Here is a 19,206-nt window from a genome sequence, read left to right as displayed (position 1 = left end):
CTGCGCCCCCATGAACCTGCGCGTGCCCCAGATCCGCCATGACGACTGCGACGAGCTGGCCGCCCTGTGCAAGGCCGGCGGCGACCCGCTGCGGCTGAACGTGCTGCGGGCGCTGGCCAACGATTCGTTCGGCGTACTGGAGCTGGCGCAGATCTTCGCCATCGGCCAATCGGGCATGAGCCACCATCTCAAGGTATTGGCCCAGGCCGGGCTGGTGGCGACGCGCCGCGAAGGCAACGCGATCTTCTACCGCCGCGCCATCGCCCGCAGCGACAGCCTGGGTGGCGCCCTGCACGCCGCGCTGCTGGTCGAGGTGGACGCCCTGGCGCTGCCGGACGACGTACTGGCCCGCATCGCCGAGGTGCATGCACGGCGTGAAGCCGCCAGCCGCGAGTTCTTCGCCCGCACGGCGGAGAAGTTCCAGGCCCAGCAGGACCTGATCGCAGGACTGCCGCAATACCGTGACAGTGTGCTGGCATTGCTGGACGCGCTGCGTCTGCCCGAGGCGTCCAGCGCCGTGGAGATCGGCCCGGGCGACGGCGGGTTCCTGCCTGACCTCGCCCGCCGCTTCCGGCGGGTGGTCGCGCTGGACAACAGCCCGGCGATGCTGGAGCTGGCGCGCCTGCGTTGCGAGGCCGAAGGACTGGGGAACGTCGAGCTGAAGCTCGCCGACGCCCTGGATGACGAACAGGAAGCCGCCGACTGCGTGGTGCTGAACATGGTCCTGCACCATTTCGCCGCCCCGGCCGAGGCCCTGAAACAGCTGGCCCGCCACCTGCTACCCGGCGGCGCCCTGCTGGTGACCGAGTTGTGCAGCCACAACCAGAGTTGGGCCAGGGAGGCCTGCGGCGATCTCTGGTTGGGCTTCGAACAGGACGATTTGGCCCGTTGGGCCGATGCCGCGGGGCTCACGCCCGGCGAGAGCCTCTACATTGGCTTGAAGAACGGCTTTCAGATTCAGGTGCGGCACTTCGCCAAACCGGACTCGCGAAGCGACCTCACCCACCGGTAGTAAAGGAAACCGATAGATGAGCGAATACTCCCTGTTTACCTCCGAATCCGTGTCCGAAGGCCATCCGGACAAGATCGCCGACCAGATTTCCGATGCCGTCCTCGACGCCATCATCGAGCAGGACAAGCACGCCCGCGTGGCCGTGGAAACCCTGGTCAAGACCGGTGTCGCCATCGTCGCCGGCGAAGTGACCACCAGCGCCTGGGTCGACCTCGAACAGATCGTCCGCGACGTGATCAACGACATCGGCTACACCAGCTCCAACGTCGGCTTCGACGGCGCCACCTGCGGCGTGATCAACATCATCGGCAAGCAGTCCGTGGACATCGCCCAGGGCGTCGACCGCTCCAAGCCGGAAGACCAGGGCGCCGGTGACCAGGGCCTGATGTTCGGCTACGCCAGCAACGAAACCGACGTGCTGATGCCGGCCCCGATACGCTTCTCCCACGCCCTGGTCGAGCGCCAGGCCGAGGCCCGCAAGTCCGGCCTGCTGCCGTGGCTGCGCCCGGACGCCAAGAGCCAGGTCACCTGCCGCTACGAGAACGGCAAGGTCGCCGGCATCGACGCGGTGGTGCTGTCCACCCAGCACAACCCCGAAGTGTCCATGGCCGACCTGCGCGAAGGCGTGATGGAGCTGATCATCAAGCACAGCCTGCCCGCCGAGCTGCTGCACAAGGACACCCAGTTCCACATCAACCCGACCGGCAACTTCGTGATCGGTGGCCCGGTGGGTGACTGCGGCCTGACCGGCCGCAAGATCATCGTCGACTCCTACGGCGGCATGGCCCGCCACGGCGGCGGTGCCTTCTCCGGCAAGGACCCGTCCAAGGTGGACCGTTCCGCTGCCTACGCCGGCCGCTACGTGGCCAAGAACATCGTCGCCGCCGGCCTGGCCGACCGCTGCGAGATTCAGGTTTCCTACGCCATCGGCGTGGCCCAGCCCACCTCCATCTCGATCAACACCTTCGGCACCCACAAGATCGCCGAAGACACGATCATCAAGCTGGTGCGCGAAGTCTTCGACCTGCGTCCCTACGCCATCACCAAGATGCTCGACCTGCTCCACCCGATGTACCGCGAGACCGCCGCGTACGGCCACTTCGGCCGCACCCCGCAGCAGAAGACCGTCGGCAACGACACCTTCAGCACCTTCACCTGGGAGAAGACCGACAAGGTCGACGCCCTGCGTGCCGCCGCCGGCCTCTAAGCCGACGCGAAGCAAAAAGCCCCGCCATCGTGCGGGGCTTTTTCGTTTACGGCCTTCGGCAACCGCGTATCGCACGCCCCGCGCGCGTGCTTTCCCACACCCTAATCGGCCCTCTTTACCGGTACTCCTGGCGACACTGGCGGCTCGCAGCCTCACCCGAGCCACCCTGTTCAAGGAAGAACCATGCGCACCTCCACCCTGCTGCTCCTGTTGACCTTCCCCGTCGCCACCTTCGCCACCCCCTCCTGCCCCGACTGGCCTGCAGACAAGGCCCGCCAGGAACTCACCACCCTGGACACCCAGCTCGCCGCCTGGAACCAGGCCTATCGCCTCGAAGGTCACTCGCCGGTGGCGGACGAGCTGTACGACCAGGCACTGGCCGAACGCGACCGACTCGGCCGGTGCTTCCCCACCGTGGCGGGCACCCCACCCAATCCGCTCGACGGCGCCGGCGGCAAGCAATTGCACCCGGTGCCCCAGACCGGCCTCGACAAGCTGGCCGATGCCAGCGCCCTCGCCCGCTGGATGCGGGGACGCGAGGACCTCTGGGTGCAACCCAAGGTGGACGGCGTGGCCGTGACCCTGGTGTACCAGGACGGCCGCCTGGCCCAGGCGATCAGCCGGGGCGACGGGCGCCAGGGCGAAGACTGGACGGCCCGCGCCCGCCAGTTGCCGGCGGTCCCCACCGAGCTGCCGGGACTGGCCGGGCGGCAGAACCTGCAGGGTGAGCTGTACTGGAAGCGCCCCGGCCACGTGCAGGCACAAGCAGGCGGCCAAGGTGCGCGGGGACGGGTCGCCGGGCTGATGGCGCGCCAGCGGCTGAGTGAGGAGGACGCAGCAGGCATTGGCCTGTTCGTCTGGGACTGGCCCGGCGGCCCGCCCGAGATGGCGGCGCGGCTCGATCGCCTGGCGCAGCTGGGCCTGGACGACACCCGTCGGCTGACCCGCCCGGTGCACAGCGCCGCCGAGGTCGAGAAGCTGCGCGAGCAGTGGTACCGCTCGCCCCTGCCCTTCGCCAGCGACGGCATCGTGGTGCGCCAGGGTCGCGCGCCGGCACCACACACCTGGGAGCCACGACCGCCCCACTGGGCAGTGGCCTGGAAGTACCCCTTCGCCCAGGCACTGGCCGAAGTGCGCCGGGTGGAGTTCCGAATCGGCCGCACCGGGCGCATCACACCCCTGCTGCACCTGGAGCCGGTCACCCTGGAGGACCGACGCATCCAGCGTGTCGGCCTGGGCTCCCTGGAACGCTGGCAGGCGCTGGACGTCCGCCCCGGTGATCGGGTCGCGGTCGCACTGGCCGGGCTGACCATTCCGAGGGTGGACGCGGTGGTGACCCGCGCGGTGGAACGCCCGGCACTGGAGGCGCCCGACCCGGCCCTGTTCCACCCCCTGAGCTGCTGGACGCCGGAGGCCATGTGCCGCCCCCAGTTCCTCGCCCGCCTGGACTGGCTCTCGGGCAAGCAGGGGCTGGACATGCACGGCATCGGCGCCGGCACCTGGGAGCAGTTGCTGTTGGCCGGAACGCTGGAGGGGCTGCTGGACTGGCTGGACCTGGAAACCACCCGCCTCGACACGGTGCCGGGCTTTTCCCACGCGCGTAGCCAGGCCTTCCACGAGGCCCGGGAGCGGGCCCTGAGCCGACCATTCGCCGACTGGCTGAAGGCACTGGGGGCACCGCCGGGGCATAGCGTCGCTGAGGGAGAGGACTGGCGAGCGCTGGCCGCGCTCGATGAGGCCGATTGGCGACAGCGCCCTGGCGTGGGCCCGAAGCGGGCCGCGCAGCTAAAGGCGTTCTTTCATCATCCGCAGGTCGCCGATCTGGCAGCCCGCCTGGGAGCGGCGGGCGTGGAGGGTTTCGCGCCGGCTCAGTAGGCGCGGAATTCCTTGTGGCAGGCCTCGCAGGCGTCTTCCACCTTCTGCACCAGCGGCGCCATGGCCTGGGGCTGCAGCGGACGGTTGGCCGTGGCGGTCGCCAGTTGGCCGGTGGCGGCCTCCAGCTCGCGAGCCAGGGTCTGGAAGCGCTCCTGGCGCTGCCACACTTCGTCACGGGCATCGCTGCCGTGCTCATCCTCGCGAACCTGGGGGAAGTGCTGCCAAGGCTGGTGGGCCAACTGGTCCAGCTGCTTGGCGTTGTCGGCGAATTTCTGCTCGTCGAAGGTCACCCGCCCGCGCAGCATGCCGCCCATGTCTTCGCTGACATGGAGCATCTGCTTGAACAGTGCCTGGCGCTTGCCCAGCGGGGAGTTGGGATCGACACCGCCACAGGCGGTCAGGGCGAGGCAGGCGGAAAGCAGGATCAGGGCAGGGATCGTCTTCATGGGAGCGGTGCACCGAACGGCTGGCGGCGGGGGGCGCACAGTATCGACACCCGCCGGGCAAATACCAAGGGTGGCGACAGTTTGTCGCAGCCCTGCCCGCCCGGCGGCGTCGCCCGTCAGGCGGACACGAAGAAGAACGCGGCGATCAGTGCCATGCCGACGAACCACACCAGCGAACGCAGCAGCGCCCAGTCCGCCAGGTAGCAGGCGAAATACACCACGCGACTGACCACGAAACCGATGGCCAGCAGGTCGAGGGTCTGCTGCGGCGCCTGGCCGATCTGGTGAGCGGCCAGCAGCGCGGCGGCAAAGGCCGGCGTGACCTCGAAGGCGTTGTGCTGAGCGTTGTCGGCACGCTTGCGCCAGCCGGTGAGGCCGGCGAGGAAGGTGCGCGGGTCGTGGTTCTGCCGGGGCCCGAAGTCCCCCCCGGTGAACTTCGCCACCCCCGTGGAGAGGTAGGGCAGGAACAGGGCGATCAGCAGGCACCAGTAGGCAAGGGTCATGGCGGGCTCCAGTCAGGAAGGGGAGCACAGAGCCTCCCAGCCCTGGCCGGGGCTGTCCATGGCCGCCGCAACCGGGGTCGCGGCACGGCGGCCAATCCGGCGTTAGTCCTTGAACTGGTCGCGGATGTAGGTGATCTCGGTCTTGCCGTGGGCAGCGGGCTTGCCGTCGTCGCCGAGGTTGACGAAGACCATGCGGTCGATGGTGAGGATGCTCTTGCGGGTGATCTTGTTGCGCACTTCGCAGCGCAGGGTCAGGGAGGTGCGGCCGAACTCGGTGGCGGTGATGCCCAGCTCGATGATGTCGCCCTGGCGCGCGGAGCTGACGAAATTGATCTCCGACATCAGCTTGGTCACCACCCGCTGGCTGCCCAGCTGGATGATGGCGTAGATGGCGGCCTCTTCGTCGATCCACTTCAGCAGGCTGCCGCCGAACAGCGTGCCGTTGGGGTTGAGGTCCTCGGGCTTGACCCATTTGCGGGTGTGGAAATTCATGGAATCCCTCCGGTTGGCGAGTGACGGCGCGATGATCGCAGGGCGCTGTCGGCTCGTCCAAGCGACGCGCTCAATCGCCTCGATAGCAGCAGACGGAAAGCCTTGGGGAGTGCCGTTCGGGCCGCTATAATCTCCACCGCTTCAAACGGCCCACCGGGCCGTTCCCGCCACCTGTCCGAGGGGCGCTGCAGCAGGGCTGTCTTCGATGGCGCCTGTCAGGCTCGGATGGGGCGTTCCCCAAACGCATCAACGGCGCCCATTCGCACCCAACGAATGGAGAGTTCGCATGAGCGCTGTCATCACGCCTGCCGATTTCAACGATTACAAGGTCGCCGACATTTCCCTGGCCGACTGGGGCCGCAAGGAACTGACCATCGCCGAGTCCGAGATGCCGGCCCTGATGGGCCTGCGTCGCAAGTACGCCGCCAGCCAACCGCTGAAAGGCGCGAAGATCCTCGGCTGCATCCACATGACCATCCAGACCGGCGTCCTGATCGAGACCCTGGTCGCCTTGGGCGCCGAAGTGCGCTGGTCGTCCTGCAACATCTTCTCCACCCAGGACCAGGCCGCTGCCGCCATCGCCGCCGCCGGCATCCCGGTGTTCGCCTGGAAGGGCGAGACCGAGCAGGAGTACGAGTGGTGCATCGAGCAGACCATCCTCAAGGACGGCAAGCCCTGGGACGCCAACATGGTGCTGGACGACGGCGGTGACCTGACCGAGATCCTGCACAAGAAGTACCCGCAGATGCTGGACAGGATCCACGGCATCACCGAAGAGACCACCACCGGCGTGCACCGCCTGCTGGACATGCTCAAGGCGGGCACCCTGAAGGTCCCGGCGATCAACGTCAACGACGCGGTCACCAAGAGCAAGAACGACAACAAGTACGGCTGCCGCCACAGCCTGAACGACGCCATCAAGCGCGGCACCGACCACCTGCTGTCCGGCAAGCAGGCCCTGGTGATCGGCTACGGCGACGTGGGCAAGGGCTCCGCCCAGTCCCTGCGCCAGGAAGGCATGATCGTGAAGGTCTCCGAGATCGACCCGATCTGCGCCATGCAGGCCTGCATGGACGGCTTCGAGCTGGTCTCCCCCTACAAGGACGGCATCAATGACGGCACCGAAGCCAGCATCGACGCCGCCCTGCTGGGCAAGATCGACCTGATCGTCACCACCACCGGCAACGTCAACGTCTGCGACGCCCACATGCTCAAGGCCCTGAAGAAGCGCGCCGTGGTGTGCAACATCGGCCACTTCGACAACGAGATCGACACCGCCTTCATGCGCAAGAACTGGGCGTGGGAAGAGGTCAAGCCGCAGGTGCACAAGATCCACCGCACCGGCGCCGGCAGCTTCGATCCGGCCAACGACGACTACCTGATCCTGCTGGCCGAAGGCCGCCTGGTGAACCTGGGCAACGCCACCGGCCACCCGAGCCGCATCATGGACGGCTCCTTCGCCAACCAGGTACTGGCGCAGATCTTCCTGTTCGAACAGAAGTTCGCCGACCTCTCTGCCGAGAAGAAAGCCGAGCGCCTGACCGTGGAAGTCCTGCCCAAGAAGCTGGACGAGGAAGTGGCCCTGGAGATGGTCAAGGGCTTCGGCGGCGTGGTCACCCAACTGACCAAACAGCAGGCCGACTACATCGGCGTCACTGTCGAAGGCCCGTTCAAGCCGGACACCTACCGCTACTGACAGCCCCAGGCCGTGGACCGCACACGCGGTCCGCGGCCTGCCGCTGGAAAGAGACTGCTTTCCATGTCCCAAGACCGTCGTTACAGCTTCGAATTCTTCCCCGCGAAGACCGAGGCCGGCCACGAGAAGCTCCTGGCCACCGCCCGCATCTTCGCCGGCTACAAACCCGACTTCTTCTCCTGCACCTACGGCGCCGGTGGCTCCACCCGCGACCGCACCCTGCAGACCGTGCTGCAACTGGATGGCGAGATCCAGGTGCCGACCGCCCCGCACCTGTCCTGCGTCGGCGACAGCAAGGCCGAACTGCGTGCCCTGCTGGCCCACTACAAGGACGCCGGCATCCAGCGCATCGTCGCCCTGCGCGGCGACCTGCCCTCCGGCATGGGCATGGCCAGCGGCGAGCTGCGCCACGCCAACGACCTGGTGGAATTCATCCGCGCCGAGACCGGTGATCACTTCCACATTGAAGTGGCCGCCTACCCCGAGGTGCACCCCCAGGCACGCAATTTCGAAGAAGACCTCAAGCACTTCGTCAACAAGGTGAAGGCCGGTGCCGACAGCGCCATCACCCAGTACTTCTTCAACGCCGACAGCTACTTCTATTTCGTCGATCGTGCCCGCCAGCAAGGCGTCGAGATCCCGATTGTCCCGGGCATCATGCCGATCACCAACTACAGCAAGCTGGCACGCTTCTCCGACGCCTGCGGCGCGGAGATCCCGCGCTGGGTGCGCAAGCAACTGGAGGCCTACGCCGACGACACGGCCAGCATCCAGGCCTTCGGCGAGCAGGTGATCACCGAGATGTGCGAACGCCTGCTGCAAGGCGGCGCCCCGGGCCTGCACTTCTACACCCTGAACCAGGCCGAGCCCAGCCTCGCGATCTGGAACAACCTCAAGCTGCCGCGCTAGGGCGCATCCGGAAACCCGGGCGAGGCCATCGGCGCACAGGCAGGCACAGGCAAAAGCGCGCAATTCATCCGGCGCGAATGAGCACTTTGAGCCTGTTCTCAACGCGGCGATGACAACGCAGGTAGCGTTTAGAGACCCGTTAGAGACCAAGGCCGGTGGCGGAACCGCACCGGCCCCTCCTTCCAAGGACGATGCCATGAAGACCTCGCCACGCCTCCTCCCGCTGCTGATCCTCGGCGGGCTCGCCAGCCCTGCCGCACACGCCAGCTACGACTTCTTCTGCAGCCCCACCTGGGCGCTGGTGGAAGACAACCTGAACACCTGCAGCAACCTGCCCTTCCTCAGCCCGGGCAACGACAGCCGCGCCAACCTCAAGCTGCTGCTCGCCGATGCGGGCCGCCTGAGCCTGCCGAGCCCGTTGCAAGCGTCCAGTGACTACGAAGGCGGCTACGCCCAGGCGCCCTTCGCCCTGGACATGCTCAACCCGGCCGCACCGGAGAGCGAAGCCACCGAGGCGCCGACGGACGTGGACACCACCGCCACCGAATCGGTCTCGCCGCGCGTGGAGAACCTGTCCCTGGCCCTGGAGCAGATCGGCGTGAAGCTGGAGGACGGCGCCCTGGCCGAACAGCAGTTCGCCGAAGGCGAAGGCAGCCGCTGCCGCACCAACAACCTGGACACCACCCAGGCCTTCGTCGAGCAGTTGGCCAGCACCAGCGGCCTGTCCGCCGAAGAGCGCAAGGCCCTGGCCATCAGCCGGGTGAACCTGCTGACCGTGTGTGGCGAAGGCGACCCGCAACCGGCCGACGTGCTGCCGACCGCCGGCACCGTCACCTCCGCCGACGGCCAGGCGTACCTCGCCTACCTGACGGGCGCCGACGCCTTCTACCGGGGTGACTTCGGCACAGCCCGCGAGCGCTTCACCCAACTGGCCGACAGCCCCCAGCCCTGGATCAAGGAAGCCGCCCTGTACCTGAAGGCCCGTGTCTCGCTGAACCAGGCCCAGGAAGGTGCGTTCGACGAATACGGCATCCCTGACCTGGCCAAGGTGGACCGCACCCTGCTGGACGCCAGCGACAACGAATTCAAGGCCTACCTCACCGCCTACCCGGAAGGCGCCTACGCCGCCTCCGCACGCGGCCTGCTGCGCCGCATCTACTGGCTGCTGGACGACAACCGTCGCTTCGCCGCCGAATTCGCCTGGCAGTTCGCCCAGGACGACGCCAAGCGCAACCTCGGCCTGCCCGAGCTGGTGGAAGAGTTGGACGTCAAGCTGCTGCCCGCGCTGAAGCCCGAGGACCTGCAGGACACCGCCCTGCTGGCCATGGCCGACCTGATGCGCCTGCGTCGCCCGGCCGAAGGCGAGCCGCCGCTGATCAGCCTGGAGCAACTGCAGGCACAGAAGCAGCGCTTCGCCGACCGCCCGGCGCTGCACGCCTACCTGGTCGCCGCCTGGCACTTCTACCGGGGCCACGACGCCGCCAAGGCCCTGGCCGCCCTGCCGGCGGAAGACCCGCAGGCGCGCCTGGACCTGGTCACCTTCAGCCAGGAAACCCTGCGCGGCCTGGCCCTGGAAGCCAAGGGGGATGCCGAAGGCGCCTACGCCCTCTGGCAGCGCCTGCTGCAACGCCAGCCCAGCGAGCTGCAGCGCGGCCAGCTGGAACTGGCCATTGCCCTCAACCGCTCCCGTGCGGGCCAGGTCGATGCCCTGTTCACCGCCGATTCGCCGGTGCGCACCGCACCGATCCGCGAGATCCTCCTGCGCAACGTCGCCTCCGCCGACCTGCTGCGCCGCCAGGCGGTGGACAGCGCCGCGCCGCAGCGCGAACGCGACACCGCACTGTTCACCCTGCTCTACAAGGACCTGGTGTTCGGCGACTACGCCGCCTTCCTCAAGGACCAGCCGCTGATCCCCTCCCCGACGCCCAAGGTCGAGGACGGCAACGAGCTGGCGGTGGGTCGGTTCGCCTGGAGCGGCCAGCAGGACGGCTATGCCTGCCCGAGCCTGACCGAGGTGGCCACCCGCCTGCAGGGCAACGCCAAGGACGCCCAGGCCGGCAACTGCCTCGGCGAGTTCATCCGCACCAACGGCTTCGACGGCTTCAGCCTCAACACCCAGCCGCCGAAGGGCGAACTGGGCGGCTCGGCCAGCCAGTTCCCCGGCAAGCCGTACTCGCGCCTGGTCGGCTACATGGCGGTGATCGACGACGCCAAGGCCAGCGATGACGACCGCGCCTATGCCCTGTACCGCGCCGTGAACTGCTACGCCCCCGCCGGCTACAACACCTGCGACGACCAGGACATCAGCAAGGCCCAGCGCAAGCAGTGGTTCCAGGCGCTGAAGACGCGCTACGCCAAGAGCCCCTGGGCCGAGGCGCTGAAGTACTACTGGTGATGCCCCTCGGGTTCGCCAGGCTCCTGGCCCTCGGCCTGATCCTGGCCAGCCCGCTGCTCGGCGCCAGCGAGCGGGTCGACGCCGCCGCCCACGATGCCTTCTGGCTGTGGAGCGGCGTGCGCCCGCAACCCCTGCTGGCCAAGGCCAAGACCCTCTACATCCTCCAGGGCCAGATCGACGGGCCGCGCCGCGCGGGCGATCCGGCGGCGCGCTTCATCGCCCAGGGCATGGCCGTGCCACGCCTGCGCCAGGGCGAGATCTGGGTGGTCTATCGCGCCCACACCCTGCGCTGGACCGAGGACGTGCACCGGACCCTGCTGGCCCAGCTGTCGCGCTGGAAGCGTGCCGGCAACACCGTCACCGGCATCCAGATCGACTTCGACGCCGGCACCCTCTACCTGGCCGAGTACGCCGACTTCCTCCAGGGCCTGCGCCAGCGCCTGCCGCCCGAATACCGCCTGAGCATCACCGGCCTGCTCGACTGGGGCAGCAACGGCGACCCCGAGGTGATCAACCGCCTGGCCCAGGTGGTGGACGAAGTGGTGGTGCAGACCTACCAGGGCCGCCACACCATCCCCGAGTACGGCCGCTACCTCCCGCGCGTGGCACGCCTGCGCCTGCCGTTCCGCATCGGCCTGGTGCAGAACGGTGAATGGCAAGCGCCCGACTACCTGGCAGCGAGCCCCTGGTTCAGGGGCTATGTGGTGTTCCTGCTGAATCCTTGAACGCGCCGGGATGTGAATCGGTCGAACCGTTGAGCGGTTGAATGGGCTGCACACGGGAAAGCCTCTGTTATACTCCGCGCTCCCGCCAGGCATTCGCCCGGACACTGGCCCTCCATTCCGCCAGTGGGACCGGACGGCACCGCGCTCCCCGTAGCGGCTGCTAAGGCCTGTACGAAAAGCATTTTTCGTCCAGTACCTCGCCAGGCTGACAAGTCCCCCGGGCCCAGCCCTAACTAGACAGGATCATCCATGTCCTTTGCCTCCCTCGGTCTCTCCGAGGCATTAGTCGGCGCGGTGGAAGCCGCCGGCTACGCCCAGCCCACTCCCGTGCAACAGCGGGCCATTCCCGCCGTGTTGCAAGGTCGCGACCTGATGGTTGCGGCGCAGACTGGCACTGGCAAGACCGGGGGCTTCGCCCTTCCGGTTCTCGAACGCCTCTTCCCCAACGGTCACCCGGACAAGTCCCACCGCCGCGCCGCGCGCCAGGCCCGGGTACTGGTCCTGACCCCGACCCGCGAGCTGGCTGCCCAGGTGCACGACAGCTTCAAGGTGTATGCGCGCGACCTGCCCCTGGCCAGCGCCTGCATCTTCGGCGGTGTCGGCATGAATCCCCAGGTGCAGGCCCTGTCCAAGGGCGTCGACGTGCTGGTGGCGTGCCCCGGCCGCCTGCTGGACCTGATGGGCCAGGGCAGCATCGACCTCTCCCACGTGGAGATCCTCGTGCTGGACGAAGCCGACCGCATGCTCGACATGGGCTTCATCCACGACGTCAAGAAGGTCCTCGCGCGCCTGCCTGCGCAGCGCCAGAACCTGCTGTTCTCGGCGACCTTCTCCAAGGACATCACCGACCTGGCGAACAAACTGCTGCAAGACCCCGAGCGCATCGAGGTCACGCCGCCGAACACCACGGTCGAACGCATCGAGCAGCGCGTGTTCCGCCTGCCGGCCAACCAGAAGCGCGCCCTGCTGGCGCACCTGGTCACCGTCGGCGCCTGGGAGCAGGTGCTGGTCTTCACCCGCACCAAGCACGGCGCCAACCGCCTGGCCGAGTACCTGGACAAGCACGGCCTGCCGGCCGCCGCGATCCACGGCAACAAGAGCCAGAACGCCCGCACCAAGGCCCTGGCCGACTTCAAGGCCAACGCCATCCGCATCCTCGTGGCCACCGACATCGCCGCGCGCGGCCTGGACATCGACCAGTTGCCCCACGTGGTCAACTACGAGCTGCCCAACGTCGAGGAAGACTACGTCCACCGCATCGGCCGTACCGGCCGTGCCGGTCGCAGTGGCGAAGCCATCTCGCTGGTGGCCCCGGACGAAGAGAAACTGCTCAAGGCCATCGAGCGCCTGACCAAACAGCGCATCCCCGACGGCGACCTGCAGGGCTTCGACCCCTCCACCGTCGAGGCCGAGCGCCCCGAGGCACGCCCGCCGAAGCCGGAGCGCAAGCCCCGCGCCGACAAGCCCAAGCGTGAGCCGAGCAACGGCGACAAGCCCCAGGCCGCCCAGGCGGCTGCCGCCGATGGCGAAGGCAAGGCCAAGAAGAGCCGCAAGCGCCGCGGCAAAGGCAAGGGCAAGGCGGACGGCGCCCAGCCGCAGCCGCACTCGGCGAACCCGGCCGGCAAGCAGAACTCCCGCCCTGCCGGCCCGCCGCCGGTCCCGAGGGACCGCGACCCGGAAGAGTTCCTGGACGATGACGTGGACAACTTCGGCAACCGCGCCGACTACGTCAGCCCGTACCAGGACAAGGGCCGCGGCCGTCGCGGCGGCAATGGTCAAGGCCAGGGCGCCCGCAGCAACGGCGGCGGCGGCGCTGGCAATGGCGGTCGCTCCCGTAACCAGGGTGGCGCCGGCGGCAGCGGTGGTGGCAATGGCCAGCGCCGTGGCGGCAGTGGCGGCCAGCGCGCCCAGGGCGGCGGCAACCAGGGTCGTCGGGAAGAACCCCGTCGTCGCGAGGAGCCGGCCGTTCAGGAGCCGCGCAAGCCAGCCCCGAAGATCATCCACAAGGAATCCCGCGCCGACCGTTTCCCGACGCCGGAGCAACTGGATGAGCTGAGCAACGGCAACCGGCCGCGCGGTGAGAAGCCCGCCCTGCTGACCCGCAACCGCTGACAGCAAGCCCCATTGAAAACGCCGGCGAAAGCCGGCGTTTTCATGTGCAGTGCCCGGTAACGCCAGGCCAACTGCCAGAAACAGAAACGCCGGCTTGCGCCGGCGCTTCTGTTTCCCTGGGGAAGGTTACTTGCGCACACCTTCGAAGGAGATGATCAGCTCGACTTCCTGGGAAGCCGGGCCGAGGTCCTTCTGGATGTCGAAGTCCTTCAGCTTCAGGGTAGTGGTGCCTTCGAAGCCGGCACGGTAGCCGCCCCACGGGTCGCTGCCTTCGCCGATGAACTTGGCCTTGATCACCACCGGCTTGGTCACGCCGTTGAGGGTCAGGTTGCCGGTCACGTCGGCGGTGCCTTCGCCGGTGGATTTCACACCGGTGGACTCGAAAGTGGCGGTCGGGTGCTTGCTGACGTTCAGGAAGTCACCGCTCTTGATGTGCTTGTCGCGCTCGGCATGGTTGGTGTCGACACTGCCGGTCTTCAGCTCGACCTTCACCTTGCTGGCTTCGGGCGCCTTGGCGTCGAAGCTGAAGGTGCCGTCGAAGTCCTTGAAGGTGCCGTAGAGCCAGCTGTAGCCCAGGTGGCTGATCTTGAAGTTGACGAAGGCGTGCTGGCCCTGCTTGTCGATGACGTAGTCGGCAGCCATGGCCTGGCCAGCGAACAGGGCGGCACCGAGGGTCAGCGCGGCGAGGGATTTCTTCAGCATCGGTGTTTCTCCTTGTGAGGGTGCAGCGTTATTTGGCGGCGCGCCCGAGCATGCGGACCAGGGTGGCGTCGCGATCGATGAAGTGGTGCTTGAGGGCGGCCAGGGCATGCAGGCCGGCGAAGATCACCAGACCCCAGGCGAGGTACTCGTGGACCACACCAGCCACGTCTTCCTGGTCGGGAATGGTTGTCAGGGTGGCGGGCACTTCGAACAGCCCGAACACCTCGATGCCACGGCCATCGGCGGTGGAGATCAGGTAGCCGGAGATCATCAGGGCGAAGAGGCCGGCGTACAGCGCCAGGTGGCCCAGCTTGGAACCCAGGCGGGTCATGCGGCCGTGATTGGCGGGTGCCGGCGGCGGCGGGCTCAGGAAGCGCCACACCAGGCGCAGGCCCATCACCAGGAACAGCAGCACGCCGATGCCCTTGTGGATGTCCGGGGCGGTCTTGTACCAGCTGCTGTAGTAGTCCAGGCCGACCATCCACAGCCCCAGCCCGAACAGGCCGAAGACCACCAGGGCTACGCCCCAGTGCAGGAAAATGCTGATTGCGCCGAAGCGGTCGGAAGTGTTGCGCCACTGCATCAGGAAGGGTCCCTTGAAAACGAATGGCCACAAGCCTAGCGGCAAAAAGATCGAATTAAAGTAGAAAATGTCGCTTTGAAATATCGAGCAATACGATCATTGAAGACGACCCAGCGCGCCGAAAATTTAGCGATAGGACAGGTCTGACAGAGATGTCCGACGGCTGGCACAGCCGCCGGACGGGTGGCGGGGCGGAAGGATCAGAACAGCCAGGAGAAGAAGCCCTTCTTCTCCGGCTTGGCGGCCTCGGCCTTGGCCGGGGACTCAGGTGCAGCGGCGGCGACCGGTTCCACCGGCTCCAGCGGTTTACCGGCGAACAGGTCGCGGGCCTGACCGGCGGCGCGCTGGCCGCTGCGCAGGGCGCCTTCCAGGGTGCCTGGGTAGAGGGCGTCGGTGTGCTCGCCGGCGAAGATCACCCGCTGCAGCGGCTTTTCCCACAGGCGCCAGTACTGGCTGATCTCGCCCGGGCCGTAGGCCAGGTAGGCGCCACCGGCCAACGCATCCTTGCCATAGCGGCGGACCTCGAAGCCCTGGAACTGCTCGCGGGCACCGGGGAAGAACTTGTCCAGGCGGATCAGCACCTGGTCCACCATCTGCCGGTCACCGAAGGCCTGCAGCAGGCGCGCGCTGTCGCCGGAGATGTTCACCAGCAGGTTGGCGCCGCCCTTCAGGGCCGGCTCGACCCACAGCATGCCCAGCCCCTGGTCGCTGTAGACCTCGCCGGAAAGGCGGCTCTTGCCCCAGACGGGCTTCTTGAACTTGAGCAGCAACTGGTCGCGCCAACCGTAGTTGATGTCCTTCAGCGCCTTGAGCTGCAGCGCCGACAGCGCCGGGGTGAGGCTGATCTTGTCCATCGCCGGCAGCGGCACGGCCAGCACCACGTAGTCGGCACGGTAGCCGGCGCCGCCGACCTTCACGGTCACGCCGTCCTTGTCCTGGACGATGGCCGAGACACGGGCGTTGGTCTTCACCGTCTTCAGTTTCTTCGCAACGGCCTGGGCCAGGGCCGCGCTGCCGCCGGGCAGTCGCGCGGCGCGCAGGTCACCTTCCGGCAGCCCCCGGTAGACGCGGGCCTGCTGGGCCAGGTAGAGCAGCGACAAGCGCGACGGCTCGTCGTAGCGGGAGCGGATGCGCTGGTCCACCAGGGCGCGGGCGGTGGGCGGCAGGGCCAGCTTGTCCAGCCAGCGGGACGCGGTGATGGCGTCCAGGCTCTGCAGGGTGTGGTTGACCAGCGGCTTGAGCGGGTCCTCGATGGACGCGGCGAGGTCATCCAGGCTCTTGTCGAAGCGCTTCAGGCCCTCGACGGTGGAAGGCGCCTCCTTCAGCAGGTCGGCCTCGGTGAAGTAGCGGCCATTCACCAGGTAGCCGGGGGCGCGCACGTAGTCCGGCGCCGGGACGGTGCCGAGCTTGAAGTCCTTGAGGTAGGCATGCAGGGTCGGCTGCAGCTTGGCGGAACCGATCCACTCGGTGGTGGCCAGGCCGGAGCGGCCGCCGATGGACGGTTTGGCCTCCAGCAGGGTGACCTGCCAGCCCTGCTGCTGCAGTTCATAGGCCGCCGTCAGGCCGGCCATGCCGCCACCGACGACGATGGCAGCGGGTTGTTTCTCCTTGCCCTGCGCACCGGCGCAGAACAAACCGATCAGGATCAGCGCGCACCCGCGCAGCCAGGCAGCAGACATTGGTTCCCCCAAGGAAAAGCGAGCGTCTTTCAAATGGCGCGCAGGATACGCCAGGCGCCCCCGGCCCACCAGAGAACCCCGTCGGCGATGTGCCGGATCGGCCGGCTTGTCCATCTCACCCCTATTGCATAGGCTTCCCCGACCTTTCCGGAGACCGACCATGGGCCAAAACGCCGACTGGATGCAGCGCGACCTCGCCGTGCTGTGGCACCCCTGTACCCAGATGAAGGACCACGAGCGCCTGCCGGTGGTACCGATCCGCCGTGGCGAGGGCGTGTGGCTGGAGGACTTCGAAGGCAAGCGCTACCTGGACGCGGTCAGCTCCTGGTGGGTCAACGTGTTCGGCCACGCCAACCCGCGCATCAACCAGCGCATCAAGGACCAGGTCGAGCAACTGGAGCACGTCATCCTCGCCGGCTTCAGCCACCAGCCGGTGATCGAGCTGTCCGAGCGCCTGGTGAAGCTCACGCCCCAGGGCCTGGACCGGGTCTTCTATGCCGACAACGGCTCCTCGGGCATCGAGGTGGCGCTGAAGATGAGCTACCACTTCTGGCGCAACCAGGGCCTGGAGCGCAAGAAGCGCTTCGTCACCCTGACCAACAGCTACCACGGTGAAACCGTCGCCGCGATGTCGGTGGGCGATGTGGCGCTGTTCACCGAAACCTACAAATCCCTGCTGATGGACACCCTCAAGGTGCCGACCCCGGACTGCTACCTGCGTCCGGAGGGCGTCAGCTGGGAGGCCCATTCGCGAGCCATGTTCGCCCACATGGAGCAGACCCTCGCCGAGCACCACGAAGAGGTCGCCGCCGTGATCGTCGAGCCGCTGATCCAGGGCGCCGGCGGCATGCGCATGTACCACCCGATCTACCTCACGCTGCTGCGCGAGGCCTGCGACCGCTACGGCGTGCACCTGATCCATGACGAGATCGCCGTCGGCTTCGGCCGCACCGGCACGATGTTCGCCTGCGAGCAGGCCGGCATCGCCCCGGACTTCCTGGTGCTTTCCAAGGCGCTCACCGGCGGCTACCTGCCGATGGCCGCCGTGCTCACCTCGGAGGCCGTCTACCAGGGGTTCTACGACGACTACCAGACCCTGCGCGCCTTCCTCCACTCGCACACCTACACCGGCAACCCGCTGGCCTGCGCCGCCGCCCTGGCGACCCTGGACATCTTCGAGCAGGACAACGTCATCGAGGCCAACCGCGCCCTGGCCACGCGCATGGCCAGCGCCACCGCACACCTGGCCGACCACGCCCACGTCGCCGAGATCCGCCAGACCGGCATGGTGCTGGCCATGGAGATGGTTCAGGACAAGGCCAGCCGCACGCCCTACCCCTGGCAGGAGCGCCGTGGCCTGAAGGTGTTCCAGCACGCCCTGGAGCGCGGCGCCCTGCTGCGCCCGCTGGGCAACGTGGTGTACTTCCTGCCGCCCTACGTGATCACCCCGGAGGAGATCGACTTCCTCGCCGAGGTGGCCAGCGAAGGCATCGACATCGCCACCCGTGACGGGGTGAGCGTGGCCGTCGCCGCCGACCTGCACCCCAATCACCGCGATCCGGGCTAGCAGGCGGTTTAACGGCGGGCGGCGAAGCGGGTAAGCTTGCGGCTTTCCCTCTTCAGCCCGCCGAATCCATGCGCCTTTCCCGCTTTTTCATCGACGCCGCCCTCGCCCTCGGGCAACACGCCCTGCCCGAAGCCCAGGCCCACTACATTGGTCGCGTGCTGCGCCTGGCCGAAGGTGATGCCGTCCAGCTGTTCGACGGCTCGGGCCAGGAATTCATCGGCGAACTGGTGGAGGTCGGCAAGAAAAGCGTCCGCGTCGAACTGCGCGAAGCCTTCGCCGGTCTGGCCGAGTCGCCGCTGCGGGTCCACCTCGGCCAGGGCCTGTCCCGGGGCGAGCGCATGGACTGGGCCATCCAGAAGGCCACCGAGCTGGGCGTGGCGGAAATCACCCCCCTGGTGAGCGAGCGCTGCGAAGTGCGCCTGAAGGATGAGCGCGCCGACAAGCGCCTGGCTCACTGGCGCCAGGTGGCCATCAGCGCCTGCGAGCAATGCGGCCGCTCGGTGCTGCCGGTGATCCACCCGCCGGTGACGCTGGGGGAGTGGCAGAAGCAGGTGGAGGCGGACCTCAAACTGGTCCTGCACCCGGTGGCCGAGCCCCTGGCCAGCCATGCACGACCAGCCACGCTGGCGTTCCTCATCGGCCCGGAGGGCGGGCTGTCCGACGCCGAAGTGGAAGCGGCCCAGCAGCAAGGCTTCCAGGCGGCACGCATGGGCCCACGCGTACTGCGCACGGAAACCGCGCCGGTGGTGGCGCTGAGCGTCGCCCAGCAGTTGTGGGGGGATTTCTAAGGGGACAGGCCGGCTCAGCGGCTCAGATCAGGCCGGCGTCCGCCAGGAGTTGCTCCAGACCGACCAGGTCCGGGATCTTGGCGATGCCGTCCTCCAGCTGCACCGAACCCAGCTCCAGGGGCAGCAGCTCGGCATTGGCCGAGGGCAGGTCGGTGTCGACCTTGAGGGAGCGCGGAATGCCCTGCACCAGCAGGGCGATGAACTTCACATGGGCACGGCTGCCCAGGGCGTTGAGCACCACCACCCGCGCGCTGGAGCCCACCTGGGGCTGGCCACCGCTGGCGGCTTCGAACGACAGCAGGGGCAGGCGCAGATCGCGCCAGGCCACCTGGCCGAGGAACCAGGCCGGCATCCCGGCGGACGCCTGGGGCGCCCGGTAGGGGATCAGCTCCGCCACCGCCACGTTGGGCACCAGCAGGGTGCGGTCGGTCAGCGACAGCAGCAGCCCGGTCAGGCTGTTGGCGCTCTGGGTGTTGGCGACGGCTTGGCTCATGGCGTTTCCTTCAACGATTCTT

At 67.9% G+C, this 19,206-nt stretch carries 16 protein-coding genes, 1 pseudogene and 1 riboswitch; of the genes and pseudogenes, 10 read left to right on the top strand and 7 right to left on the bottom strand.

Annotation, left to right across the window (positions count from 1 at the left end; translation table 11 throughout):
• The first annotated feature begins 10 nt into the window (after positions 1–10).
• From RTK35_RS08850 to ligB, 3 genes are all read left to right on the top strand, one after another.
• Positions 11–1,012: an ArsR/SmtB family transcription factor gene (locus tag RTK35_RS08850; RefSeq protein WP_182851521.1), complete on the top strand. Its 1,002-nt coding sequence runs from the start codon at positions 11–13 to the stop codon at positions 1,010–1,012.
• A gap of 16 nt (positions 1,013–1,028) precedes the next feature.
• Positions 1,029–2,219 (top strand): methionine adenosyltransferase, encoded by a 1,191-nt coding sequence (gene metK, locus RTK35_RS08845; protein WP_044403519.1) that lies wholly within the window; start codon positions 1,029–1,031, stop codon positions 2,217–2,219.
• 183 nt (positions 2,220–2,402) lie between these two features.
• On the top strand, positions 2,403–4,094 hold the full coding sequence (gene ligB / locus RTK35_RS08840) for an NAD-dependent DNA ligase LigB (RefSeq protein ID WP_316907805.1): 1,692 nt from the start codon (positions 2,403–2,405) through the stop codon (positions 4,092–4,094).
• Here the strand turns inward: ligB and RTK35_RS08835 are convergent.
• From RTK35_RS08835 to RTK35_RS08825, 3 genes are all read right to left on the bottom strand, one after another.
• Complete coding sequence (locus tag RTK35_RS08835) at positions 4,088–4,540, bottom strand: c-type cytochrome (RefSeq protein WP_074967233.1); 453 nt, start codon at positions 4,538–4,540, stop codon at positions 4,088–4,090. The genes ligB and RTK35_RS08835 overlap by 7 nt on opposite strands.
• 116 nt (positions 4,541–4,656) lie before the next feature.
• The gene (locus RTK35_RS08830) at positions 4,657–5,043 is read right to left on the bottom strand and encodes an MAPEG family protein (RefSeq protein ID WP_316907804.1); all 387 of its coding nucleotides are present in this window, start codon (positions 5,041–5,043) and stop codon (positions 4,657–4,659) included.
• Positions 5,044–5,145: 102 nt separating this feature from the next.
• A complete protein-coding gene (locus tag RTK35_RS08825; protein WP_069559169.1) occupies positions 5,146–5,535 on the bottom strand; it encodes an acyl-CoA thioesterase in 390 nt (129 codons plus the stop codon).
• A gap of 171 nt (positions 5,536–5,706) precedes the next feature.
• A riboswitch (S-adenosyl-L-homocysteine riboswitch) is annotated at positions 5,707–5,800 on the top strand.
• Between the two features lie 21 nt (positions 5,801–5,821).
• Between RTK35_RS08825 and ahcY the strand changes: the two genes are divergently transcribed.
• From ahcY to RTK35_RS08800, 5 genes are all read left to right on the top strand, one after another.
• A complete protein-coding gene (ahcY, locus tag RTK35_RS08820; protein WP_074967229.1) occupies positions 5,822–7,231 on the top strand; it encodes an adenosylhomocysteinase in 1,410 nt (469 codons plus the stop codon).
• Between the two features lie 63 nt (positions 7,232–7,294).
• The gene (metF, locus tag RTK35_RS08815) at positions 7,295–8,140 is read left to right on the top strand and encodes a methylenetetrahydrofolate reductase [NAD(P)H] (protein ID WP_316907803.1); all 846 of its coding nucleotides are present in this window, start codon (positions 7,295–7,297) and stop codon (positions 8,138–8,140) included.
• Positions 8,141–8,336: 196 nt separating this feature from the next.
• Positions 8,337–10,535, top strand: coding sequence for a hypothetical protein (locus tag RTK35_RS08810; RefSeq protein WP_316907802.1), 2,199 nt, complete (start codon positions 8,337–8,339; stop codon positions 10,533–10,535).
• A complete protein-coding gene (locus tag RTK35_RS08805; protein WP_074967222.1) occupies positions 10,535–11,260 on the top strand; it encodes a DUF3142 domain-containing protein in 726 nt (241 codons plus the stop codon). The genes RTK35_RS08810 and RTK35_RS08805 overlap by 1 nt, the downstream gene beginning before the upstream one ends.
• A 249-nt stretch (positions 11,261–11,509) precedes the next feature.
• A complete protein-coding gene (locus RTK35_RS08800; RefSeq protein WP_316907801.1) occupies positions 11,510–13,372 on the top strand; it encodes a DEAD/DEAH box helicase in 1,863 nt (620 codons plus the stop codon).
• Positions 13,373–13,498: 126 nt separating this feature from the next.
• On the opposite strand, the gene RTK35_RS08795 is transcribed toward RTK35_RS08800, so the two are convergent.
• From RTK35_RS08795 to RTK35_RS08785, 3 genes and pseudogenes are all read right to left on the bottom strand, one after another.
• The gene (locus RTK35_RS08795; protein WP_044403540.1) at positions 13,499–14,074 is read right to left on the bottom strand and encodes a YceI family protein; all 576 of its coding nucleotides are present in this window, start codon (positions 14,072–14,074) and stop codon (positions 13,499–13,501) included.
• A 28-nt stretch (positions 14,075–14,102) separates the two neighbouring features.
• Positions 14,103–14,657, bottom strand: coding sequence for a cytochrome b (locus tag RTK35_RS08790; RefSeq protein WP_074967218.1), 555 nt, complete (start codon positions 14,655–14,657; stop codon positions 14,103–14,105).
• Between the two features lie 203 nt (positions 14,658–14,860).
• Positions 14,861–16,336 (bottom strand): annotated as a pseudogene (locus RTK35_RS08785) (flavin monoamine oxidase family protein); the annotation flags it as partial.
• Between the two features lie 160 nt (positions 16,337–16,496).
• Between RTK35_RS08785 and RTK35_RS08780 the strand changes: the two are divergent.
• Positions 16,497–17,903: an adenosylmethionine--8-amino-7-oxononanoate transaminase gene (locus RTK35_RS08780; protein WP_316907800.1), complete on the top strand. Its 1,407-nt coding sequence runs from the start codon at positions 16,497–16,499 to the stop codon at positions 17,901–17,903.
• Between the two features lie 68 nt (positions 17,904–17,971).
• A complete protein-coding gene (locus tag RTK35_RS08775) occupies positions 17,972–18,691 on the top strand; it encodes a 16S rRNA (uracil(1498)-N(3))-methyltransferase (RefSeq protein WP_074967214.1) in 720 nt (239 codons plus the stop codon).
• Between the two features lie 22 nt (positions 18,692–18,713).
• Here the strand turns inward: RTK35_RS08775 and RTK35_RS08770 are convergent, their stop codons facing one another.
• Complete coding sequence (locus RTK35_RS08770; RefSeq protein WP_044403550.1) at positions 18,714–19,184, bottom strand: chemotaxis protein CheW; 471 nt, start codon at positions 19,182–19,184, stop codon at positions 18,714–18,716.
• Positions 19,185–19,206 lie beyond the last annotated feature (22 nt).

It is taken from the genome of Pseudomonas sp. zfem003, assembly GCF_032621675.1.
Classification (GTDB): domain Bacteria; phylum Pseudomonadota; class Gammaproteobacteria; order Pseudomonadales; family Pseudomonadaceae; genus Metapseudomonas; species Metapseudomonas otitidis.
The sequence above is the reverse complement of the archived record's forward strand: the minus strand, read 5'-3'. Positions and strand labels throughout refer to the sequence as shown.

Coding starts and splice junctions, on each gene's coding strand:
- RTK35_RS08835 (WP_074967233.1), bottom strand. CDS start 4,540: ATGAAGACGATCCCTGCCCTGATCCTGCTTTCCGCCTGCCTCGCCCTG.
- metK (WP_044403519.1), top strand. CDS start 1,029: ATGAGCGAATACTCCCTGTTTACCTCCGAATCCGTGTCCGAAGGCCAT.
- RTK35_RS08800 (WP_316907801.1), top strand. CDS start 11,510: ATGTCCTTTGCCTCCCTCGGTCTCTCCGAGGCATTAGTCGGCGCGGTG.
- RTK35_RS08795 (WP_044403540.1), bottom strand. CDS start 14,074: ATGCTGAAGAAATCCCTCGCCGCGCTGACCCTCGGTGCCGCCCTGTTC.
- RTK35_RS08805 (WP_074967222.1), top strand. CDS start 10,535: ATGCCCCTCGGGTTCGCCAGGCTCCTGGCCCTCGGCCTGATCCTGGCC.
- RTK35_RS08830 (WP_316907804.1), bottom strand. CDS start 5,043: ATGACCCTTGCCTACTGGTGCCTGCTGATCGCCCTGTTCCTGCCCTAC.
- RTK35_RS08850 (WP_182851521.1), top strand. CDS start 11: ATGAACCTGCGCGTGCCCCAGATCCGCCATGACGACTGCGACGAGCTG.
- ahcY (WP_074967229.1), top strand. CDS start 5,822: ATGAGCGCTGTCATCACGCCTGCCGATTTCAACGATTACAAGGTCGCC.
- RTK35_RS08780 (WP_316907800.1), top strand. CDS start 16,497: ATGGGCCAAAACGCCGACTGGATGCAGCGCGACCTCGCCGTGCTGTGG.
- RTK35_RS08790 (WP_074967218.1), bottom strand. CDS start 14,657: ATGCAGTGGCGCAACACTTCCGACCGCTTCGGCGCAATCAGCATTTTC.
- RTK35_RS08770 (WP_044403550.1), bottom strand. CDS start 19,184: ATGAGCCAAGCCGTCGCCAACACCCAGAGCGCCAACAGCCTGACCGGG.
- RTK35_RS08810 (WP_316907802.1), top strand. CDS start 8,337: ATGAAGACCTCGCCACGCCTCCTCCCGCTGCTGATCCTCGGCGGGCTC.
- metF (WP_316907803.1), top strand. CDS start 7,295: ATGTCCCAAGACCGTCGTTACAGCTTCGAATTCTTCCCCGCGAAGACC.
- RTK35_RS08775 (WP_074967214.1), top strand. CDS start 17,972: ATGCGCCTTTCCCGCTTTTTCATCGACGCCGCCCTCGCCCTCGGGCAA.
- RTK35_RS08825 (WP_069559169.1), bottom strand. CDS start 5,535: ATGAATTTCCACACCCGCAAATGGGTCAAGCCCGAGGACCTCAACCCC.
- ligB (WP_316907805.1), top strand. CDS start 2,403: ATGCGCACCTCCACCCTGCTGCTCCTGTTGACCTTCCCCGTCGCCACC.